The 19,675-nt window shown below is 53.3% G+C and carries 22 protein-coding genes; 2 read left to right on the top strand and 20 right to left on the bottom strand.

The genetic code is table 11. The features are described 5' to 3' along the window. Nucleotides 1–6: 6 nt before the first annotated feature. Genes map through rpsH form a run of 8 tightly spaced genes read right to left on the bottom strand, consistent with a single transcriptional unit; the run spans nt 7 to nt 4,693 of the window. Entirely contained in the window at nt 7–792 is a 786-nt protein-coding gene (map, locus tag IEX77_RS05150; RefSeq protein WP_044114819.1) for a type I methionyl aminopeptidase, read from the bottom strand. Nucleotide 793: 1 nt separating this feature from the next. Beyond that, nucleotides 794–2,134 (bottom strand): preprotein translocase subunit SecY, encoded by a 1,341-nt coding sequence (secY, locus tag IEX77_RS05145; RefSeq protein WP_188807992.1) that lies wholly within the window; start codon nt 2,132–2,134, stop codon nt 794–796. Between the two features lie 6 nt (nt 2,135–2,140). Beyond that, nucleotides 2,141–2,587 (bottom strand): 50S ribosomal protein L15, encoded by a 447-nt coding sequence (gene rplO / locus IEX77_RS05140; RefSeq protein WP_009433238.1) that lies wholly within the window; start codon nt 2,585–2,587, stop codon nt 2,141–2,143. 28 nt (nt 2,588–2,615) lie between these two features. After that, nucleotides 2,616–2,792, bottom strand: coding sequence for a 50S ribosomal protein L30 (gene rpmD / locus IEX77_RS05135; RefSeq protein WP_009433280.1), 177 nt, complete (start codon nt 2,790–2,792; stop codon nt 2,616–2,618). 25 nt (nt 2,793–2,817) lie between these two features. Then, entirely contained in the window at nt 2,818–3,342 is a 525-nt protein-coding gene (gene rpsE, locus IEX77_RS05130) for a 30S ribosomal protein S5 (protein ID WP_044114823.1), read from the bottom strand. Between the two features lie 14 nt (nt 3,343–3,356). Then, nucleotides 3,357–3,701: a 50S ribosomal protein L18 gene (rplR, locus tag IEX77_RS05125; protein WP_009433271.1), complete on the bottom strand. Its 345-nt coding sequence runs from the start codon at nt 3,699–3,701 to the stop codon at nt 3,357–3,359. Between the two features lie 26 nt (nt 3,702–3,727). Next, on the bottom strand, nt 3,728–4,279 hold the full coding sequence (gene rplF / locus IEX77_RS05120) for a 50S ribosomal protein L6 (protein WP_009433290.1): 552 nt from the start codon (nt 4,277–4,279) through the stop codon (nt 3,728–3,730). 18 nt (nt 4,280–4,297) lie between these two features. Continuing rightward, nucleotides 4,298–4,693 (bottom strand): 30S ribosomal protein S8, encoded by a 396-nt coding sequence (gene rpsH / locus IEX77_RS05115; RefSeq protein WP_009433286.1) that lies wholly within the window; start codon nt 4,691–4,693, stop codon nt 4,298–4,300. A gap of 115 nt (nt 4,694–4,808) precedes the next feature. On the opposite strand from rpsH, the gene IEX77_RS05110 reads away from it, so the two are divergent. Further along, on the top strand, nt 4,809–5,267 hold the full coding sequence (locus IEX77_RS05110) for a hypothetical protein (RefSeq protein WP_188807991.1): 459 nt from the start codon (nt 4,809–4,811) through the stop codon (nt 5,265–5,267). A 506-nt stretch (nt 5,268–5,773) separates the two neighbouring features. On the opposite strand, the gene IEX77_RS05105 is transcribed toward IEX77_RS05110, so the two are convergent. The 12 genes from IEX77_RS05105 to IEX77_RS05050 form a co-directional block, all read right to left on the bottom strand. Beyond that, nucleotides 5,774–6,907 carry a metallophosphoesterase gene (locus IEX77_RS05105; protein ID WP_229770801.1) on the bottom strand — a complete coding sequence of 378 codons (1,134 nt, stop codon included), beginning with the start codon at nt 6,905–6,907 and terminating at the stop codon, nt 5,774–5,776. A gap of 27 nt (nt 6,908–6,934) precedes the next feature. Next, the gene (locus IEX77_RS05100) at nt 6,935–8,329 is read right to left on the bottom strand and encodes an MATE family efflux transporter (protein WP_188807990.1); all 1,395 of its coding nucleotides are present in this window, start codon (nt 8,327–8,329) and stop codon (nt 6,935–6,937) included. 200 nt (nt 8,330–8,529) lie between these two features. Next, nucleotides 8,530–8,679, bottom strand: coding sequence for a DUF4295 domain-containing protein (locus IEX77_RS05095; protein ID WP_009433277.1), 150 nt, complete (start codon nt 8,677–8,679; stop codon nt 8,530–8,532). An 18-nt stretch (nt 8,680–8,697) separates the two neighbouring features. Continuing rightward, nucleotides 8,698–8,886: a 50S ribosomal protein L33 gene (gene rpmG / locus IEX77_RS05090; protein WP_009433251.1), complete on the bottom strand. Its 189-nt coding sequence runs from the start codon at nt 8,884–8,886 to the stop codon at nt 8,698–8,700. A gap of 10 nt (nt 8,887–8,896) precedes the next feature. After that, nucleotides 8,897–9,148 carry a 50S ribosomal protein L28 gene (gene rpmB / locus IEX77_RS05085; RefSeq protein WP_009433260.1) on the bottom strand — a complete coding sequence of 84 codons (252 nt, stop codon included), beginning with the start codon at nt 9,146–9,148 and terminating at the stop codon, nt 8,897–8,899. A gap of 210 nt (nt 9,149–9,358) precedes the next feature. Next, nucleotides 9,359–9,907, bottom strand: a complete 549-nt coding sequence (locus tag IEX77_RS05080; RefSeq protein WP_188807989.1) for an FHA domain-containing protein — start codon at nt 9,905–9,907, stop codon at nt 9,359–9,361. A gap of 4 nt (nt 9,908–9,911) precedes the next feature. Beyond that, complete coding sequence (locus tag IEX77_RS05075; RefSeq protein WP_009433241.1) at nt 9,912–11,624, bottom strand: S41 family peptidase; 1,713 nt, start codon at nt 11,622–11,624, stop codon at nt 9,912–9,914. 71 nt (nt 11,625–11,695) lie between these two features. Further along, nucleotides 11,696–12,397 carry a YggS family pyridoxal phosphate-dependent enzyme gene (locus tag IEX77_RS05070; RefSeq protein ID WP_188807988.1) on the bottom strand — a complete coding sequence of 234 codons (702 nt, stop codon included), beginning with the start codon at nt 12,395–12,397 and terminating at the stop codon, nt 11,696–11,698. Next, nucleotides 12,378–12,824 carry a DUF4494 domain-containing protein gene (locus tag IEX77_RS05065; protein WP_188807987.1) on the bottom strand — a complete coding sequence of 149 codons (447 nt, stop codon included), beginning with the start codon at nt 12,822–12,824 and terminating at the stop codon, nt 12,378–12,380. The genes IEX77_RS05070 and IEX77_RS05065 overlap by 20 nt, the downstream gene beginning before the upstream one ends. Nucleotides 12,825–12,872: 48 nt before the next feature. Further along, entirely contained in the window at nt 12,873–14,696 is a 1,824-nt protein-coding gene (locus IEX77_RS05060; RefSeq protein ID WP_188807986.1) for an AMP-dependent synthetase/ligase, read from the bottom strand. Between the two features lie 539 nt (nt 14,697–15,235). Next, nucleotides 15,236–16,081, bottom strand: coding sequence for a DNA/RNA non-specific endonuclease (locus IEX77_RS05055; protein ID WP_188807985.1), 846 nt, complete (start codon nt 16,079–16,081; stop codon nt 15,236–15,238). 76 nt (nt 16,082–16,157) lie between these two features. Continuing rightward, a complete protein-coding gene (locus tag IEX77_RS05050; RefSeq protein ID WP_188807984.1) occupies nt 16,158–18,449 on the bottom strand; it encodes a hypothetical protein in 2,292 nt (763 codons plus the stop codon). 827 nt (nt 18,450–19,276) lie between these two features. On the opposite strand from IEX77_RS05050, the gene IEX77_RS05045 reads away from it, so the two are divergent. Then, complete coding sequence (locus IEX77_RS05045; RefSeq protein ID WP_229770800.1) at nt 19,277–19,654, top strand: DUF3276 family protein; 378 nt, start codon at nt 19,277–19,279, stop codon at nt 19,652–19,654. Nucleotides 19,655–19,675: the final 21 nt, after the last annotated feature.

Here is a 19,675-nt window from a genome sequence, read left to right as displayed (position 1 = left end):
GCGAGATTAAAACTCTCTGTCTACCAAGACTTCCTTGATAAAGTCAAACGAAGAGAGGATATCAGCCTTGCCATCGCGGATAGCGATGCAGTGCTCGAAGTGGGCTGAAGGCTTGCCCGTCTTAGTACGGACGGTCCAGCCATCGCGATCGAAGATGACATTCTTCGAGCCCATGTTCACCATTGGCTCGATGCAGATGCACATCCCAGAGCGGAGCTCAGGCCCCGTGCCACGGCGCCCGAAGTTGGGCACACCTGGCTCCTCATGCATATTCTTCCCGATCCCGTGGCCTTCAAGTTCGCGGACGATATGATAGCCACGTGCCTCACAATACTGCTGGACGGCAGCGCCGATATCACCGACGCGCTTACCCGCTACAGCATGCTCGATGCCGATGTAGAGGGATTCCTTCGTTGTGCGAAGGAGAGCCAGAGTCTCGGGAGCTACCTCACCTACAGCGAACGTGTAGGCGGAGTCCCCAGTGAAGCCTGCGAGCTTCGTACCGCAGTCGACGGAGACGATGTCACCGTCCTTGAGTACGACCTTCGAGGAAGGGATCCCGTGCACCACATGGTCATTGACCGAGGTGCAGAGACTCCCAGGGAAGCCATTGTAGCCGAGGAAGGCGGGAGTCGCACCGTTGTCACGGATGAACTCCTCAGCGCGCTTGTCCAGCTGCAGGGTCGAGACCCCAGGAGCTATGATCTTAGCGACCTCGGCGAGCGTACGACCGACCAGGAGGTTGGCCGCGCGCATGAGTTCGATCTCTTCGTCTGTCTTTAAGTAGATCATCTTAGTAAGCAGCTACAGAGCCGGTACGTCCCTTGATACGACCACTCTTGAGCAGACCATCGTAGTGGCGCATCAAGAGGTGGCTCTCGATCTGCTGGAGCGTGTCGAGGACGACCCCGACAAGGATCAGCAGCGACGTACCACCGAAGAACTGAGCGAATCCCCCAGAGATACCGATGACACGAGCGAAGGCAGGCATGATAGCCACGATAGCGAGGAAGAAGGCACCGGGGAGGGTGATGCGGTCCATGATCGCATCGAGGTAGTCCTTCGTAGCCTTGCCAGGCTTCACACCGGGGATGAACCCATTGTTACGCTTCAGGTCGTTGGCCATCTGCGCAGGGTTGATCGTGATCGCTGTGTAGAAGTAGGTGAAGAGGAGGATGAGGATCGCGAAGACCAGGTTGTACCAAATGCCCGTATTGTCCATAAAGGCCTGTACGAAGCCGTTGGCTTTGTCACCCTGTGCCCAGCTGAGGAGCGTGATAGGGAGCATCATGATCGTCTGCGCGAAGATGATCGGCATGACGTTAGCGGCATTGACCTTCAGTGGGATGTACTGGCGAGCACCGCCGTACTGCTTGTTTCCGACGACGCGCTTAGCGTACTGTACGGGCACACGACGCGTACCCTGGACGAGCAGGATAGCACCGGCCATGACGGCGAGCAGGAAGACGATCTCGAAGAGGAACCACACGAGCCCCCCAGCACCGCCAGAGGCGCGCGTCCCCCATTCGGCGAGCACAGCTCCTGGGAGGCGAGCGATGATACCGATCATGATGATCAGAGATACACCGTTGCCAAGACCCTTGTCTGTGATACGCTCACCAAGCCAAAGGACAAACATACTGCCTGCAGCCATGACGACGATCGCATAGATATCGAACCACAGTCCTTCGGGCAGTGAGCCCCCTGCTTGGCGCAGCTGCATATTCAGGTTGACCAGATAGGCCGATCCCTGGACGAGCAGCAGGACGACGGTTAGATAGCGTGTCCACTGGTCGATCTTGCGGCGCCCGCTCTCCCCTTCCTGCTGCAGCTTCTGGATAGAAGGCACAGCGATAGCGGCGAGCTGCATCACGATAGACGCGGAGATATAAGGCATGATCCCCATAGCGAAGATCGAAGCATTAGAGAATGCTCCCCCTGAGAACATATCAAGGAGTGCCATCAGACCTTCGCTTGTCTGCTTGTGCAGGGCGCTGAGCTGGTTAGGATCGATCCCTGGGATGACGATGTACGATCCCAGGCGATAGATCAGGACGAAAAACAAGGTGGTGAGGATCCGCTGGCGCAGCTCCTCTACCTTCCATATGTTTTTCAGTGTCTCTATTAAGCGCATGAGCTATTAGAGTTTTACTGCACTACCTCCCTGTGCGATGATAGCTGCTTCTGCGGACTTGGAGAAGGCGTTAGCCTCGACCTCGAGCTTCAGGCTGAGCGTCCCGTTACCGAGGATCTTGACGAGGTCGTTCTTACCGACCAGGCCAGCCTCGATGAGGTCTGCCTTAGCGATGCGAGTCAGGCTCTTAGCTTCTGCCAGGCTCTGCAGCGTGGAGAGGTTGACAGGTGCATATTCGACGCGGTTGATATTCTTGAAGCCGAACTTAGGCAGACGACGCTGGATAGGCATCTGACCACCTTCGAAGCCGATCTTCTTAGAATAACCCGAGCGGCTCTTAGCCCCCTTGTGACCACGAGTAGAAGTACCCCCGAGACCAGAACCAGGACCACGACCGATGCGCTTACGCGTCTTGACGGAGCCCGCTGCGGGCTTCAAACTTGATAAATCCATTTTTCTTCTGTCTTTCTTTATAGGGTGATTACTCTACGATGCGCACCAGGTGCTTTACCTTCTCGACCATCCCGCGGATCTGGGGATTGTCCTTGTGCTCGACCGTCTGGTTGAGCTTCTTCAGACCAAGTGCCTGAAGCGTGAGCTTCTGAGTCTTGGGGCTCTTGATCTGGCTACGTACTTGCTGGATCTTTATCGTTGACATTGTACTTAGAGTCTATGGATGATGATTAGCCCTTGAAGACCTTTTCGACAGAGACGCCACGCTGACGAGCGACCATCAGAGGCGAGCGCATCTGACAGAGAGCTTCGATCGTAGCCTTGACGAGGTTGTGAGGGTTAGACGAACCCTTGCTCTTAGCGAGGACGTCCGTTACGCCGACACTTTCCAGGACGGCACGCATAGCACCCCCAGCCTTAACCCCGGTACCGGCAGAAGCGGGCTTGAGGAAGACGCGAGCACCACCGAAGGATGCGGACTGTTCGTGAGGGATCGTACCCTTGTGGAGGGGGATCTGCTTGAGGTTGCGGCGAGCAGCAGCACCACCCTTCTGGATAGCTGCGGATACTTCACCAGCCTTACCCAGGCCGAAGCCGATACGGCCTTCTTCGTCACCGACGACGACGATAGCTGCGAAGGTGAAGGTACGACCACCCTTGGTAACCTTAGTTACGCGGTTGATGGCCACGAGGCGCTCTACGAGCTTATCCTTCTGCTCGGTATCTCGGTTTGTCTTTGTGCGATTATCTGACATTGCGATAGACAGTATTAAAAGTTAAGACCTGCCGCACGTGCAGCATCAGCGAGCTCCTTCACACGGCCGTGGTAGAGGTAGCCATTACGGTCAAATACTACGGTGGATACACCTGCGGCCTGGGCAGCCTTAGCTACCTCCGTACCTACGAGTGCTGCGATCTCCTTCTTCGTACCTTCAGCATTGAGCTTGAGGGAAGAGGCGCTTGCGATCGTGACGCCATCGACGTCGTTGATCACCTGAGCATAGATCTGCTTGTTGCTTCGGAATACCGTCAGGCGAGGACGCTCTGCCGTACCGCTGATCTTGGCACGTACACGCGTCTTGATCTTCTGTCTTCTTATTTCTTTCTTCAACATGATTGCTTTATACGTGTTTTAAGCGGTTACTTACCAGCTGACTTACCCGACTTACGGCGGATGACCTCACCTTCGAAGCGAATACCCTTACCCTTATAAGGCTCTGGCATACGGAAGGAGCGGATCTTAGAGCACACCTGACCCAGCAGCTGCTTGTCAGCAGAAGAGAGGATGATCAGGGGGTTCTTGTTACGCTCAGTCTTCGTCTCCAGGTTGATTTCCTTAGGGAGCTGGAGGAAGATGTTGTGCGTGAAGCCGAGGCTAAGCTCGAGGATCTGACCTTGGTTGGATGCACGATAACCGACACCGACCAGCTCAAGCGTCTTGGTGAAACCTTCGGAGACACCGACGATCATGTTGTTGATGAGGGCACGATAGAGGCCGTGCAGTGAGCGCTCCTGGCGATCATCGCTACCGCGACGGACGACGACCTGAGCATCTTCTACGGCTACTTCGATACGAGCATCTACGCTCTGAGTGAGTTCGCCCTTAGCGCCCTTTACAGTGACGACACCATCCTTCACGGACACCGTTACGCCAGCAGGGATGCTAATGGGGTGCTTACCTATTCTTGACATAGTTTGTACCTCCTTGCTTTAGTAGATGTAACATAGCACTTCGCCACCTACCTTGAGCTGCGAAGCTTCCTTATCGGTCATGACACCCTTCGAAGTAGAGAGGATAGCGATACCGAGACCATTGAGTACGCGGGGCATCTCACGATAGCCGACATACTTACGAAGACCTGGGCGAGAGACGCGCTTCAGGGCCTTGAGGGCGTTCACACGACCCGAGCGGTCGTACTTCAGAGCCACCTTGATGCTCCCCTGAGGGCCATCTTCGACGAACTTAAAGTTGAGGATGTACCCCTTGTCGAAGAGGATCTTCGTGATCTCTTTCTTTAGATTAGACGCGGGGATCTCGACCACACGATGGCCAGCCTTCACTGCATTACGCAGGCGCGTCAGATAATCTGCAATAGGATCTGTCATTAAATTGAGAATTAAATTGATCCGGACGTCCCGGACAATATTTAAACATACTGCTTAGTGCCTTCTTTGCAGCCAAGTACGACCTCTAAAAGGAGCACATCGGCGCATAAAAAGCATGCAAATTTACGAACTATTTGTCACACTTGCAACTCACACAAGCATAAGCATATCATATCAACTCAAAGAGGCAAATCGGAGGGATAAATTTGCCCCTTCAAAGACCCCCCTCCGCCTACCCCACCCCACCATCAAGACACAGAGCCTCCTGAGATGCATGCCACAGCAGGACACACACCTCACGAGAAAAAGGGGGAAAGGAGCTATAACTAGGCTATCCCTCAGAAATAGGACAAGGCAAACATACCGCCCGCGATCACCAAGGAAGCCAAAAGCAAAGCCCGGCTATTCCTCTCTAAACGAGTGCTATAAACAACCCCAAAGCACCATATCGCCGCCACAAAAGCAGGATACAGCCCAAAGTCCGACCAGTCCTCAAGACAGAAATAGAAGGAGAGACTCAGCAGGAGAAACATCAGGTACCGAAGAAAAGGAGAAAGCTTTACCATACGTGTAATTGCTTTGTATTAGAAGTATCAAACAAGGAACCTACTCACGGCAAGGCAATACCAGCGAGCAAGAGAGGACGGATGCAAGAACGCGGACACCCGACCTTGACGACATATGCGAAGGTAGGAGTATTTCTATAAATAATCAAGGACTCCCCAAGCTACCCCACCCCATTCCAGCAGAACAAGACTGCACCCTACACCAAAACACGAAGCAAGGTGTCTCCCGAGGAGGAAAAATCAACCTATACTGGTCCGTGAGCGAACCACTACTGGTCAACGCGCCGACCACTACTGGTCAGAAAACGAACCACTACTGGTTCGCTCACGGACCAATAGTGGTTCATACCACCCACCTACGAGGTACCCTATCTTACAACAGCACAGGAGCACCACATCCTCCTACAACAAAGCGAGATACCCCTCCCACACAGACAAAGAATACCGCCAAGCGCCAGCCCTCTTGAGGGAGCTGGCGCTTGGCGGTATTTGGATGGAGCGGAGCTATAGCCCGCTACCAGTATAGGTCGTAGACGCGGATCTCACTGCGCGTACCTACGCGGTAGGTCGCACCCGCCGAGCCGATACCTGAGGAGATGCACACCTCACGCTCACCCACAGGGCGCGTACCCGAGACCATGCCGTAGCGCCACCAGACCATCAGTTGGCCGGGCCAGATCTGTCCGCCGTGGGTATGACCACAGAGGATGAGGTCCACGGGGCTATCGCCGATGCTATCTATCGAGGCGGGCGTATGCTCCATGAGCACGACGGGTCCGCGCAAGGGATCCGCTTCGTTGGCGATGACCTCGAAGGGCTTTCGGTTGCCATTCACCCAGTCATCACGCCCGATGAGCGTAAGCGGGCCATCCCCAGGGAAGGCGATACTGTCGCGAAGGAGCGTACCACCGACCTCGGAAACCCAGCGGATATTGGCCTCCAGATCGTCACGATATTCGTGATTTCCCAAGACGTAGTACACACCCAGAGGCGCATGGAGTGAGCGGAGCGAAGCCATCACGCGCGGATCATAAGCGTAGACGGCGCGGTGATCGATGAAGTCCCCACCGCAGAGGATGAGGTCAGGCTGCTGGTCTTGGATGAGCTTCACCGCACGAGCGATATAGTCGGGCGTCATCGCTTCGCCGATATGCAGGTCGGAGAAGAAGACCAGACGCATGCGCTTCTCGGGCTGTGCCCCTTCGGGCACTAGACGCTTGACGGTGTACTTCTGATACATGACGCGCGGGTAGCGCACATTGCGGTGGCCGATGACCATCGTCGTGAAGAAGACGGCAAGAGCAGCGATGAAGACAATGACCTTCATCCCCTGCTTTACCGCAGGGCGAGCCGAAGCGTAAAGCTTGAGCGTGCGCGCATCGATATAGCGTAGGATATTCACCCCGACGACGACCGCCGTAGCGTACATCGTAGAGAAGAAGATATACACGCTACCATTCATCACGGCACTCATCCAGTCGGCCTCGAAGCGGCGATGGATGAGGAGCGCGATGGAGAAGAGCACAAAGATCAGCACCAGCAAGCCCCAGAAGGCGCGGCGCAGGCGCGGCCCCAGCACTTGCCCTGCGCGCCACCCGAGGTACGGGAAGAGGAAGAGGCAGCAGAGGACCGAATACAAATAAACCATAGTATAAAGGGAAAGTGGCGTGCGACCTTAGAGCCCCTCGGAGCCGAACTTACGGTCGAAGATCTTGAACTGATAGTACATCAGGATCATCCCCAGCACCCCTGCAGCGATGTCCGAGAAGGGCATAGCGAGCCATACACCCGTAGAGCCCCAGAGCAGCGGGAAGAGGAAGAGCGCAGGCAGGAGGAAGAGGATCTGCCGAGAGAGACTCAAGAGAAGCGCCTTCCCCCCGAAGCCGATACTCTGGAAGAACTGCGTAGCCGTGACCTGGAAGCCTACGAAGGCAAAGCCATAGAGACAGAGGCGTAGCGCATGCACCGAGGCCTCGATCATCTCAGGAGAGCTGGTGAAGAGTGAGGCGATCAAGCCTGGTGCCACCACCGCTACGATAGTCACGAAAGCACCGATACCGAAGTTCGTAGACGAGCAGATCTTGAAGGCCTGACGCACACGGTCCATCGCACGGGCTCCGTAGTTGTAGCCCACGATGGGCTGCATTCCCTGAGCGATACCGAGCATGAACATAAAGCCCACAAGGGCCGCGCTATTGATGATCCCATAAGCCCCCACCGCTCGGTCAGCCATCAGAGAGTTCTCCGCATAGCGAGCCAAGGTAGAGTTGATGAGGAAGGCGATACCACTACTGAGGAGCTGCAGGAAGAAGGGCGACATACCGATAGAGAGGATCGCCAGGATCTGCTCGGAGGAGAGGCGCATATTGCGTCGGCGGAACTGCACCTCGCTCTTGCTGCTGAGGAAGTGCTGCATCACAAACGCTGACGACACAGCCATAGCGATCACCGTAGCCCAAGCAGCCCCCTCAATACCCCAGTCAAAGCCATAGATGAAGAGCGCATCGAGGAGCGTATTGAGCCCTGCCCCGATGAGCATCGTGATCATCGCCTTGTAGGGATAGCCCGAAGCACGCATGATCGCATTGAAGCTGAAGCAGAGCGTCGAGAAGATATTCCCCGGGATCATGATCTTCAGATAGTCGTAGGCGAAGGGGAGCGTGCGGTCGTTAGCCCCCAGAGCTCGGAGGATATCGTCGAGCCAGATCATCACCGGCACTAAGGTCAGCACCTGCGTGACCAGAGTCAGCAGGAGGGCATTACTCAGGATACGCTCGGCCTGATCGTGCTTGTTCTCGCCGAGGAGGATGGACACACGAGATGAAGCCCCGACGCCGATAAGCATACCGAAGGCTTGGATGAAGATCAGGATAGGGAAGGTCAGAGCCAGCCCCGTGATAGCAAATTCGCTGACGCCCTGCCCGATGAAGATGCGGTCGACGACGCTGTAGAGCGCGTTGACCATCGTCCCCACAATAGCTGGGACACCATAGTGAATGAGGAGGCGTGGGATGCGCTCGTGAGCTAAGCGCTCAATGCGCTCGGTGTTTTTTTCTACCTGCGTAGACATGAAGATCTCTGCTTTATAGGGTCGGCACCGCAGCTGATAGAGGCGCGGTGAGGGGAGTTAACTCGGAGGTCTCGAAAAGATAAGAGGCTGCCCGCTTGCATTGCATAGGGCAGCCTCTTGTAGGTGTTTGCTACACTCGGGTAGCGGCGGTGGGTGCAACCTCTATAGTGAGGGCAGAGCACCCGACGAAGTTCGTTCGATTAAGAGAAGAACTCCTTGACGGCTTCGTTGGGGACCATCTCTTCCTGGAAGATGTAAGCACCCGTCTTAGGGGACTTGACCATCTTGATGACCTTAGAGTAGGTACGACCGTCGGCCTTCTTGAATGATGCGACTGCTTTCTTTGCCATTGTCTTGTCTCCTCGTGATTACTTGATTTCCTTATGGACCGTCATACGCTTGAGGATGGGGTTGTACTTTCTCAGCTCAAGACGCTCGGTCGTATTCTTTCTGTTCTTGGTCGTGATGTAGCGGGACGTCCCTGGCATACCACTCTCCTTGTGCTCGGTGCACTCGAGGATGACCTGTACTCTGTTTCCTTTAGCTTTCTTTGCCATGATCTTCCTACTACTTTACTTTGATTTCACTTAGGTAGCCATTGTTTGCAGCCTGACGCACAGCGGCATCGAGACCGATCTTGTTGATGAGGCGGAGGCCTGCGGCAGACACCTTCAGGACGATCCAGCACCCTTCTTCTGGCCAGAAGAACTTCTTGGTAAACAGGTTGACTTCGAAGCGGCGCTTTGTCTTGCGATTGGAGTGCGAGACATTGTTGCCGACCAGGGCTTTCTTACCTGTAATCTGACAAATCTTTGACATTACTCTTATATTTTAGTTTGTTATTTCTAACGTAATCAGCGACTTGTATCTTCACCTCCCTCAGGAGGACTCTACAATCGGTCTGCAAAGTAAGCAAAAAATACGCACATAAGCAACCCACTATACTATGCAGACGTAAAAAATCGTCCACCACAACGAGAGCGGTGAGCGTAGCTCGCTGGCCCCGCGAGTGGAGAGGGAAGACGCAAGCTACGACTCCTCGATGGTGGGATCTTCGGGGAGAGGTTCGTCGCTGAAGATAATGGAGGTAGCGCCGAGCGTGAGCACGTCTCCAGGCTGGAGGTAGCGCCACTCCTTCGGGGCGAGAAGCTCGCCTGCGAGGAAGGTCCCCACACGGCTATCGTCATCTGCCACAGCGAAGCGGAGCTTCCCCGTACGCCCCTCGGTGACCTTGATGATCGCATGATGGCGGTCCATACTGGGGTCGGAGGTGATGACAGGGATATCCGTAGCGGTATCCTTATTTCGACGGCCGATGGCATTCACCCCGACGTAGAGGGGGAAGAGCTGCTTATAGCCGAAGACATTCTCCACCACGATGATATGCCCGACGGAGGTGCGCTGCTCTTGTCGCTTCGTGCTCTTAGCCGAAGGCAAGCGCAGACGCAGGTTGAGCTGATGCGTGCACTGCGGGCAGATGATCGAGAGGCGATCCTCTCCCGAGGCCTGCAGCTCCTCGATACGCTCCCTCCTCAGAGGGATTGCCGTATCGCACTTGGGGCAAAAGATTTTCTTCATCGCACTACTTCGCTGTAGGGGTAGCAGCGGTCTTAGCCTCGGGGCGGCTCAGGACCTTCGTGTAGCGTGCGGGATCTGCGAGGAGATCCTCTGCGGCACGCACCATCTTGTCCTCGGCGACGCTGCGCTCCAGCGCCCCTCGATTGTAATAGTAGCGGGTGAGGATAGCCCCCGTCAGATACTGCTCGATGAAGGGACGATGCTCCTCGAGGTCGTGCTTGAGGTCGGGGACGAGGAGCTTCTTCAGCGCCTCGAAGGCCTCACGACTCTTGTTGTAATAGCCCTCGAACTTCGCCAAGTCCTCCAGCTTCTTCAGCTCCTTGCCACTCTGGCGGTCGTAGTCGAACTTCTTCTCGATCATGTGATTAGAGAAGGAGGCATAGTCTGCATCCGTGAGCTTAAAGTCACGGGGCGAAGCGATCGTGCGGTGGCTGCGCACATAGTCCGTGATCCAGTCGAAGGCATCGTTATTGACACGCAGGTAGTACACCATCGTGGGCAGCGAGTCATTCGTGAGAGCTATGTCGGGGAGGATACCACCAGCATCACGGACCTCACGGCCTGCTCGCGTGTGAAAGACCTTCGTCAGGCTGTCAGGCAGGATCGTAGCGCCCTTACCCTCACGCAGCGACTGGTAGTTGATGCGCTGGATACAGCGACCGCTGGGGATGTAGTACTTCGCCGTCGTGAGCTTGATCGTCCCGTCATAGGGGAGCTGCATCGTCGTCTGCACAAGGCCCTTACCATAGCTCTTGACGCCCATGACGACAGCGCGATCGAGATCTTGCAGAGCACCGCTCACGATCTCGGAGGCCGAGGCTGACTGCCCATTGATGAGCACTGCGATGGGGATCTGCGTGTCGAGAGGCTTGTCGGTCGTGCGATAGACGACCTCCTGACGGCGGGCATTGCGGCCACGCGTCGTCACGACCTCCTCGCCTGCGGGGACGAAGAAGTTGACGATCTTGATGGCTTCGTCGATGAGCCCACCACCATTGTCGCGCAGGTCAAGGATGAGCCCACGGAGCTGGTGCTTGGACTTGAGGTCAAGGAAGGCCTTCTTCACCTCAGCGGCTGCCGTATTGGGGAAGCCCGTGAGGGAGATATAGCCCATATCCTTCCCGATGACACCATAGTAAGGCACGGGGCTGACCTGAATCTTCTGACGGCGGAACTCGATACGGCGAGGCTTCGACTCTCCTGGACGCTGGATGAGGAGCACGATCTTGCTCCCTGGCGTACCCTTGAGGGCGGCACTCACCTTATCGCTGGTCGACTTACGGAAGTCCTGACCATCGACCTCGAGGATGACGTCACCAGCACGCAGACCGGCCTGCGCAGCGGGCATACCCTCCATGGGGTCGTTGATGATGATCGTGCTATCGGGGCGCTGCGAGATGACCGACCCGATACCGCCATAAGCCCCAGTCGTCAGGAGACGGAGCTTGTCGGTATCCTCCGACGAATAGTACTCGGTATAGGGGTCGAGGCTCTCGAGCATACCGTCCAAGCCGATACGGCTCAGACGCTTGATATCGATGGAGTCGACAAAGTGGCGGTCGAGGAGCGCCAGTGAGGAGCCGAAGATATCGACAGCCTGCACGTAGCTAAACTTATTATCCTTCTTCTTCTCTTCCTTGCCCTTCGTCTGAGCCGACGCAGGCGTGAGGAGGAGTAGGCCGAGCGCGAGGCTCAGGATCTTCGTCCAGTAAGTCATAGATGGATTGCTAAATTGAGGTAGGAGTCCTCTCCACGCTGGGCAGCGGGGCGAAGACACCTCGATATATACTATGCGCGGTCTCCGAAGATAGCGGAGCCGACACGCACCAGGGTAGCGCCCTCACGGAGCGCCAGCGGATAGTCTCCACTCATACCCATAGAGAGCTCGGTGAAGAGCTCGGGCTGGAGGAGCACTCCCGAGGAGCGGATCTCGTCGAAGAGACGATGCACCGCAGCGAACTCACCACGGATGACAGCCTCATCATCGACATTGCTCGCCATAGCCATCAGACCATGGAGAGCGACGCCACGATACGTCTCGGGGCTCGAAGCGATGCGCCCGAGGAGCTCACGTAGCTCATCGGGGGAGAAGCCACTCTTCGTCTCCTCACGGGCTACATGCACCTCGAGGAGGATGGGGATGGTGCGCCCCACACGCTGGGCCTGACGGCATATCTCCAGAAGGAGACGCTCAGAGGTGACGCTCTCGATCATATGGATGAAGGGAGCGATGTACTTCACCTTGTTCGTCTGCAGCGGCCCGATGAAGTGCCAGACGAGGTCGGGATAGCGCTCACGGAGGCCCTCCCACTTCTCTACCAGCTCCTGCACACGGCTCTCGCCGAAGAGACGCTGGCCTGCAGCGTGCGCCATCTCGATATACTCCGCAGGGTGGAACTTCGACACGGCCACCAGCCGTGCCCCACCCGTCAGCGTAGAGCGTATCTTATCGAGGCGCTCAGCTATATCCTCACTTCTCAGGGGCTTCATATTGGAAGACGTCTAAGATCTGCGTGTCGGTGACTGCAGCGATCTCGTAGCTGGCCATCTGGCTATCGAGCTGAGCCTTCAGCTCGGTGACAGCGTTAGGCAGCGAATCGGACTTGACGATCATCGTAGCGGAAGTCTTCTTCTCCGAGCCACTCTTCTCATCAACGGTGATGAAGTTCACCTTAGCACGGAAGTAGCGGTCGTCCTCGGCCTCATCGTTGAGGAAGAGCTCAGCGATACGCGCACGGCGGATGTTCACCACCTCCAGCTCACCGACCGAAACGAAGGGTCTAATCTCCTTAATGATACGCTTCTCTGCCTCTGTGAAGGAGAGGGCATCTACCAGGTAGCTTTCGGAAACCTTCTTCATACCCATCGAGTCGGCCTGGCGCTCGTAGGAAACTTTGCATTCGAACCAATAGTTCATCGTCTGTATCTAATTCTTGTATTTATATTCTGTATCAGGGTGTCGAGGCTACTCCTCGTACATGTGGGCGATCTCGCTGGCGTAGTGCTCAGCGACGACCTTACGGCGTAGCTTGAGTGTATTGGTCAGCTCGCCGCTCTCCAGCGTGAAGGGCGTCGTCATCAGGTGGAATTTCTTCACCTTCTCATACTGCGCTACAGAGCTGAGAGCAGCCTCTACGTGCGCCATCACGAGGCGGTGTACCTCATGCTGCTTGCTGAGCTCCTCTTCGCTGAGGTCACGAGACACGCCACGCTCGGCAGCCTCACGGCGCAGCACCTCCCAGTTGGGGTAGATGAGCGCACTGACGAACTTATACCCGTCAGCGATGATAGCCACCTGCTCGAAGAGCGGATCGACCGTGAGCAAGCCCTCGAGCATCTGCGGAGCGATGTACTTACCGTTGGCAGTCTTAAAGAGGTCCTTGATACGCTCCGTGAAGTAGAGCACACCATTCTCCATACGACCAGCATCCCCCGTGCGGAAGAAGCCGTCTTCGGTGAACGCCTCAGCGTTGGCCTCGGGATTATTGTAGTAGCCCGTCGTCACCGTCGGGCCCTTGATGAGGATCTCACTCGTCTCGGGATCGATCTTCACCTCGAGAGCGGGCATGATCGTACCGATGGACTCAAGGTCAAAGCCCACCATAGGCTGGGAGGACACCGTCGCCGTCGTCTCCGACAGCCCATAGCCCACACACATAGGTACATTGATCGAGCGCAGGAAGCGCAGGATCTCGGGCGAGACCGAAGCCCCTGCCGTGGGGAAGAAGCGGCCACGCTGGATACCGATAGCCTTCTTCACCTTCGCAAAGAGCGTCTTATCGTAGACCTTGTAGAGGAGCTTGAGGTAGAGTGGCGCCTTCTTCCCCTCGTTCACGAAGTCGAAGAAGTAGCGATCCCCTACCTGGATAGCGTGGCGAAGGACATAGCGCAGGGGCTTGGGCGAGCGATTGATCTTGTCCTGCACACCGATATATACCTTCTCCCAGAAGCGGGGCACATTGCCCATCATCGAGGGGCGCACCATAGGCAGCGCCTCAAGGATACGCTTCGGGTCGCTGAGGACAGCCACCTGACAGCCCATACTGAGGCAGAGGTAGCTCCACGCCTTCTCGAGGATGTGATTCAGCGGGAGGAAGCACATCGAGACATCGCGATTCGTGATGAAGGGGTACTTGATCTGATGCGCATAGAGCTGCTCTATGAAGTTGCTATGATGCAGCATCACGCCCTTGCTCTTACCCGTCGTACCGGAGGTGTAGATGATGACCGCCAGGTCGGTAGCCAGCGCTTGGCTTGCCGTGACGTTCGCCTTGTTCTCATAGGAGACGGAGTCCCCACGTCGCACGAACTCATCGTAGTACATCGAGGTCGTGTCCCCAGGGGCCAGCACCACCTCGTTGTCGAAGATGATCAGACGGCGAAGAGACCCGCCACGCTGCTGCACCTCATAGGCATTGTTGTACTGGAACTGACCGCCGACGAACATCGTCTCGACGCCAGCATCCTCCACGATGAACTGCACCTGATCGGGCGTACTCGTCGCGTAGAGGGGCACCGAGACGGCACGCATCATGAAGATACCCAGCTCGGTAGTGATGCAGCCCACACGGTTGGGCGAATAGATCGCGATACGGTCGCCCGTCTGGATCTGCAGGTAAGCCAAGCCCTTGGCTGCCGAGAGGCAGAGGTTAGCGACCTGCTCGCCATTGAGCTTCTCCCAGCGCTCATTATGCTTGTTGTAGTAGCGCATAATGGTCTTGCCTGGGTAGCGTACACGGAACTGGTGGGGGAACTCCGCCAGGTGATACTTAGGGTATGGAGGTGTCATTGGTCTGTCTATACAAGTGTGGTCGGGGTGGGATGCCCCGCTAATTCTCTTACAAATTTAGCCTATTCTTCTCGTCCCGCTCTATATTGCTGATTGGGATGCCGTTTTACAGAGAACCTTTGCTCAAGCACGCCTTGCTTGAGGAGGCGAGGTAGGATTACATTTCTCACATGATCCTTTGTCCGATGTAGGTAGTCAGCTATCTCTTGAGCTGTCCGCCATTCGGAGCAGAAGCAGCAAACGAGTCGCTCCGTCTCCTGTGCACTGAGCTTACGCTTGGTAGCTTGCATCATTTGATCTTCTGAGCTTGCATCGTTTGAAGGTGCAGCTTGCATCATTTGAAGGCGCAGCTTGCATCATTAAGATGATAAATGCACCCTCACATACTGCAAAGATACGACGAGCCCTCCGTTTGAAGAGAGTAGATTCCGCACAACAACGACTTTTCACACAAGCCCCAGATAATGAAATACCAGCGATAGCGCTGGGCTATCACTGGTACCCTTTGCAGAGCTACTTAAGCATAGGATTAATACCTCCTATTCTATTCTTGCATTACGCTTAATCCCCCTAAAAAGAGCATTATCCCCAACGCTACGCTCAAACTTATCCTGTTCTCGAGCAGGTAAGTTCATAAAGAAATTAAAGCCAACCATAGTCTCCACTTCCCTTATTGGCTTTGCCACCATGTGGTTCCATTGGTTAAAAATCAATCCCATACCATAGCGAACACCTCCATCTTCATACATCATGACCTTAAAGAAGTGCTTGGGCGTATAGGCAGATCTTCCATTTAGTCTTTGCCGTGCTGATAATGTTGAATGCTCTATGATAGGACCACAAATAACATACAACTTCTTCCCCTCTCGCTTCACAAACTTTGTACACTCCTGCTCCACGTTAAACCACGTCCCTCCAGAGCGATTGAGTTCCTTTCGCTGGGGAGCCAGATTTGAAGCATAATGGCATTCCCGCATTAGCTCAGCACTCCCTGTGTTATCATTAGCTGGACACATATGTCCCTTATCATAACCAGTGCGATTATATTCTTTCTGATTGGTTTGCAAAGAATCTGGAAGAGCGGGATCAGGGAAGAAGCCATATCCAGATCGTCTCTCAACGCTCCTAACTCGATCTGGGTTAATTTCCCAAGCGACCCATAGAGGGATACCATAACGAGAGCTATAAAACACGGTATACCCTTTGTGAAAGATCAAAGCCCCACCCTTTTCTTTAGGATAACTGGGTAACTCTATTATATCAGCTATTCGCCTACCATCTTGAGGTTGGCGATAACTTACATTAACAGGGTTACTTTGAGCAAACAAGCTTTGTATAAGTAGGAACAACAAAGCGACTATTTGCAGAAAGACACGACTACCCATCAAATGCGAGGCTATTATCTTGCTTTATAAAATAAACCCACAAGCTATACAAGGATAGTAACTTCCTGAGTATAGGCTAAGAGAAAAGGCCTGCGATCCACCCCCAAATTGCAGCAAAGAAAGAGCCAATACCAGCAAAGACACCAGCAAAGAAAGAAGCGACCCCAGAGAAGAACGAAGTCTCTTTCATATCTACTCTATCCAAGCGAACTCGGCTATCATATATCTTGTAGTTCAAGACATCTCTATGGACATTCTCAAACTGCATACTATATAGGGTCATTTTCTTGGGGTTACTTGTATACTTATATGTCAGTATCAAATCCTGTGGACCCTTCCACTTAAGTACTATGAATTCACCTTCTTCTCCATAAGGAACTAGAGGCTTATAAGGCATCTTGATAGAGTCACTCGACATGTCATTCAATTTCAAGCTCACCTCAAAAGTCAGATCTTCTGGGCTATAAGGACGACCACGCTGTAGCTTTGCTACGTCATAGTTCAGATATCTCATTGGCTCTGGAGATGCCACAGAGTTCCAAAGATAATACCCAAACCATCGGGTATTATCTTTCAGCTTGAGTTGGATTCCCTGAGCTTTACTCTGATGGTCCTCACAGTATTCCTTAATATCCTGTAGCTCATCCTCTGATAGTTCCCCATAAACACTCAGCTTATCGTGAAGGCTACTACCGGGCGTAAGAGTATTAAAGTCGATATTTCGGCGAACGATATAACTGACATCATCTTGAAGCGGATGAAATAACACAGGGATGGCCTTAGGATAGCTCTTGAAGAAATCAAACTCATCTTCTAACTCTTCTCGGGTCACAGCACCTTCATATTGGGATACCATCTCTCGAATTTTAACGCTCCCTCCACCAATTCTCATCCGATAAACCTCTATATCAGAAACATCTAACTGGTATCTATTTGAGTTAATATTCAATAAGATATTATCATAATCTAGCTTAGGTCCAGCAAGCCAAACGTATCCATTGCCCCAGAAATGTCGTGAAGCAAACTTATCAAAAGAGATTAGAGTACTCAATTCCTTGGGTAGCCCACCGATATTTGATGCAGCCAAATAGCTGAGATAGCTATTCAAACTGATATCCGAAGTAGACTTGACAGCTCTATCAATCGTCTTAAGAGACACAGCATCTGGGCGAGCTACAGATATCCCCTGGACAATAGTCCACACCAGCAAATCTTTATCTGTCGTACGCTCGTTATCTAGCCCCCTACGCAAAAGATCAAAGCCTTCATTGCTCTGCCCCAGCAGTCGATACAACAGCGCTATCTGATTCAAACTAGCTCCATTTTCGGGCAAGTTATTCTTAGCCAACGTTAGCATATCCATTTTTGCCCCCGTTGATAGCCCTGCATCATAAGTCAAGAGAGTAAGTGCAGATATTCCAAGTTTACTATCAATACGGAAGAGAGGCGTTGCCTGCCTTCTGTCAATATAGCTATGGAGATAACGGCACGCTTCTGCATTCTGCTTAATATCCAGATAAGCCATACCTACATAATAATCCCAATCAATAAAGTTAGCATAGGTCTGCTTATTATCTAGGAGCAAGCGCAAGCGCTTAGATGCATCCCCCTCTTGGATAATGTTTGAAAACAAGAGAGCAGTTCGCTCCGTTAGGCGATCACTTTCTTTAAGGTTGTACTTTTTATACAGCTGAACCAATAAACGAAATGCCTCAAGGCGCAAATTCTTAAAGGACTCCAAATCTCTCTTTCTCAGTTCCCAAAAGCTTTGAATTTCTTCTGCTTGCAGCTGATTACCTTGGACTGTATAGTCAACGGCAGAACGAGCAGCAGAAAGAAGCGTATAAAAAGCGAGCTGTGGCGCTGAAGCTACAGAACCACCTGCTCCTGGAACAAGAAGCATAGGCATAGACAGCGCATTTGATATCGCTTGATACTTGACATTATCTCGTCGAATCGTATTTAGTCTACGCAAGACCTTACGCTCCTCTTCATTTATAGCGAGATCACTGGTCACGGACATCAAGTCTTCTCGAAATTCTGCGATTTCATCGAGATCAGCAATGTTCTCTACCGCCAGATTATTGATTAGCTGATCCAGCTCTGACTCATACTGAAGCATAGACTTACTATTTATGATGTTAGTAAGAGCCATATAGCAGTAATTCATCTGCTCAATGATATTCGCGAGAGACACTGTCGCCTTAACTCGGTACACAGAGCTATCACTCACTCCCTCCACAATGGGCTCTTCCACATTCTCTGGGCCTCGTAGTGGCAAAACCTGCGCCACTCCTATACCACATAGAAGCAACCCCATAACTGAAAGACTATAAATTTTTCTACTGATATACATCTTAAGCTTCATAATTGTATCTCTTTACTTGAAGGTAAATGCACACTTGGCTCTCCATAGAAGTATTACAAAAGGGACTTTATGATAGCCTGGGATATTCAAAGGAAACCAGCCCGACTCTTAATTAATTAGTGGGTTTTAGTGGGTTCAAGAAGAGCTTGATTATCCCTCCATCCTTGCGTGATTCTTTCATTTTCAACTCCCACAAAGATATAACTATTCATAAACAGAAAGCCCATTCGCCCACAATAAATATAGACACACCCCGTTTTACAACTCCTACTATATCTCCAATCAGTAGTCATACCACGGCCACGTTGTTTCAACATTCGCAAACTTATCTAGCTACATCGGCTCAATACAGCTATATACTGCAATAAAGGGATAAACCACTTTCCTTCGCCAAGGCAGAGAGATAGCTATATTGATTCAGGAATGAAGATCCCGTAATATGCAGTGCTTTCCATAGAGATTTTGTTACCAACCTATATAGATTGGACTGCGGAGCAGTAGGAGATTTTCTTCGTCCACGTACGTAGATATTAGGACTACGTGCGGAGATGATAGGGTTTAGGTACGTGGACGATAAATCTACGTGCGTGGACAGAGAAAATACAGCGGTGCTGCGGGAGAAAATCCATAGTCGGGGCGAATTATCCCTGTAGTCATCGGGAGGAATAGACGTAGTGCGCGGGCGGGAGGACGAATAGCAGAGCAGAGCTACAAGCAGGCGAGAAGCTGAGCGACACCCCTACGAGGGCGGGGCCGTCCGCCCGCAGGACAATGGAGGTATTTGCGTAACTTCGTAGCGTATAAAAAAGAATTGATCACTTATGAGTATGGATAAAGATTGGGGAGGATCAACCCTTTTGGCCTCACGTAAGCTCAAGGCCGGGACCAGATACTATTACATAGACGCTAAGCTCGACAGCAAGGGCAATAAGTACATCGTGCTCTCAGAGACCAAGCTCAAGGAGAGCGAAGGTAAGCTCGAGCGTCACCGTATCTTCATCTACGAAGAGGACTTTGCGAAGGTCTCAGAGGCCCTGCGCCAGACCATCCTCGAGGTCTCCGACACCGCCCTCGCAGGCGATGAGCCCACTGCCGCCGAGGCAGGAACCACGCACGCTCACCACACAGAGGCCACGACCGAGGGGCTTCACGACGAAGACCTCCAGCTTCAGTCCTTCGATATCGAGTGGACCGACGAAGCTTAACCCCACACCCTTCAGTCACCC

Source organism: Porphyromonas pasteri (assembly GCF_014647755.1).
In the GTDB taxonomy this organism is placed as follows: Bacteria; Bacteroidota; Bacteroidia; order Bacteroidales; family Porphyromonadaceae; genus Porphyromonas; species Porphyromonas pasteri.
This window is presented reverse-complemented; position numbering and strand designations above follow the sequence as displayed.

What these genes read in the sequence shown, in the direction of transcription:
- IEX77_RS05095 (WP_009433277.1), bottom strand. Translation starts at nt 8,679, where the DNA reads ATGGCAAAGAAAGCAGTCGCATCATTCAAGAAGGCCGACGGTCGTACC.
- IEX77_RS05080 (WP_188807989.1), bottom strand. Translation starts at nt 9,907, where the DNA reads ATGAAGAAAATCTTTTGCCCCAAGTGCGATACGGCAATCCCTCTGAGG.
- rpmD (WP_009433280.1), bottom strand. Translation starts at nt 2,792, where the DNA reads ATGTCAACGATAAAGATCCAGCAAGTACGTAGCCAGATCAAGAGCCCC.
- IEX77_RS05100 (WP_188807990.1), bottom strand. Translation starts at nt 8,329, where the DNA reads ATGTCTACGCAGGTAGAAAAAAACACCGAGCGCATTGAGCGCTTAGCT.
- IEX77_RS05075 (WP_009433241.1), bottom strand. Translation starts at nt 11,624, where the DNA reads ATGACTTACTGGACGAAGATCCTGAGCCTCGCGCTCGGCCTACTCCTC.
- IEX77_RS05050 (WP_188807984.1), bottom strand. Translation starts at nt 18,449, where the DNA reads ATGAAGCTTAAGATGTATATCAGTAGAAAAATTTATAGTCTTTCAGTT.
- IEX77_RS05055 (WP_188807985.1), bottom strand. Translation starts at nt 16,081, where the DNA reads ATGGGTAGTCGTGTCTTTCTGCAAATAGTCGCTTTGTTGTTCCTACTT.
- map (WP_044114819.1), bottom strand. Translation starts at nt 792, where the DNA reads ATGATCTACTTAAAGACAGACGAAGAGATCGAACTCATGCGCGCGGCC.
- rpsH (WP_009433286.1), bottom strand. Translation starts at nt 4,693, where the DNA reads ATGACAGATCCTATTGCAGATTATCTGACGCGCCTGCGTAATGCAGTG.
- rplO (WP_009433238.1), bottom strand. Translation starts at nt 2,587, where the DNA reads ATGGATTTATCAAGTTTGAAGCCCGCAGCGGGCTCCGTCAAGACGCGT.
- secY (WP_188807992.1), bottom strand. Translation starts at nt 2,134, where the DNA reads ATGCGCTTAATAGAGACACTGAAAAACATATGGAAGGTAGAGGAGCTG.
- rpmB (WP_009433260.1), bottom strand. Translation starts at nt 9,148, where the DNA reads ATGTCAAAGATTTGTCAGATTACAGGTAAGAAAGCCCTGGTCGGCAAC.
- rpmG (WP_009433251.1), bottom strand. Translation starts at nt 8,886, where the DNA reads ATGGCAAAGAAAGCTAAAGGAAACAGAGTACAGGTCATCCTCGAGTGC.
- IEX77_RS05110 (WP_188807991.1), top strand. Translation starts at nt 4,809, where the DNA reads ATGCAAATTTACGAACTATTTGTCACACTTGCAACTCACACAAGCATA.
- IEX77_RS05065 (WP_188807987.1), bottom strand. Translation starts at nt 12,824, where the DNA reads ATGAACTATTGGTTCGAATGCAAAGTTTCCTACGAGCGCCAGGCCGAC.
- IEX77_RS05045 (WP_229770800.1), top strand. Translation starts at nt 19,277, where the DNA reads ATGGATAAAGATTGGGGAGGATCAACCCTTTTGGCCTCACGTAAGCTC.
- IEX77_RS05070 (WP_188807988.1), bottom strand. Translation starts at nt 12,397, where the DNA reads ATGAAGCCCCTGAGAAGTGAGGATATAGCTGAGCGCCTCGATAAGATA.
- rplR (WP_009433271.1), bottom strand. Translation starts at nt 3,701, where the DNA reads ATGTTGAAGAAAGAAATAAGAAGACAGAAGATCAAGACGCGTGTACGT.
- rpsE (WP_044114823.1), bottom strand. Translation starts at nt 3,342, where the DNA reads ATGTCAGATAATCGCACAAAGACAAACCGAGATACCGAGCAGAAGGAT.
- IEX77_RS05060 (WP_188807986.1), bottom strand. Translation starts at nt 14,696, where the DNA reads ATGACACCTCCATACCCTAAGTATCACCTGGCGGAGTTCCCCCACCAG.
- IEX77_RS05105 (WP_229770801.1), bottom strand. Translation starts at nt 6,907, where the DNA reads ATGGTTTATTTGTATTCGGTCCTCTGCTGCCTCTTCCTCTTCCCGTAC.
- rplF (WP_009433290.1), bottom strand. Translation starts at nt 4,279, where the DNA reads ATGTCAAGAATAGGTAAGCACCCCATTAGCATCCCTGCTGGCGTAACG.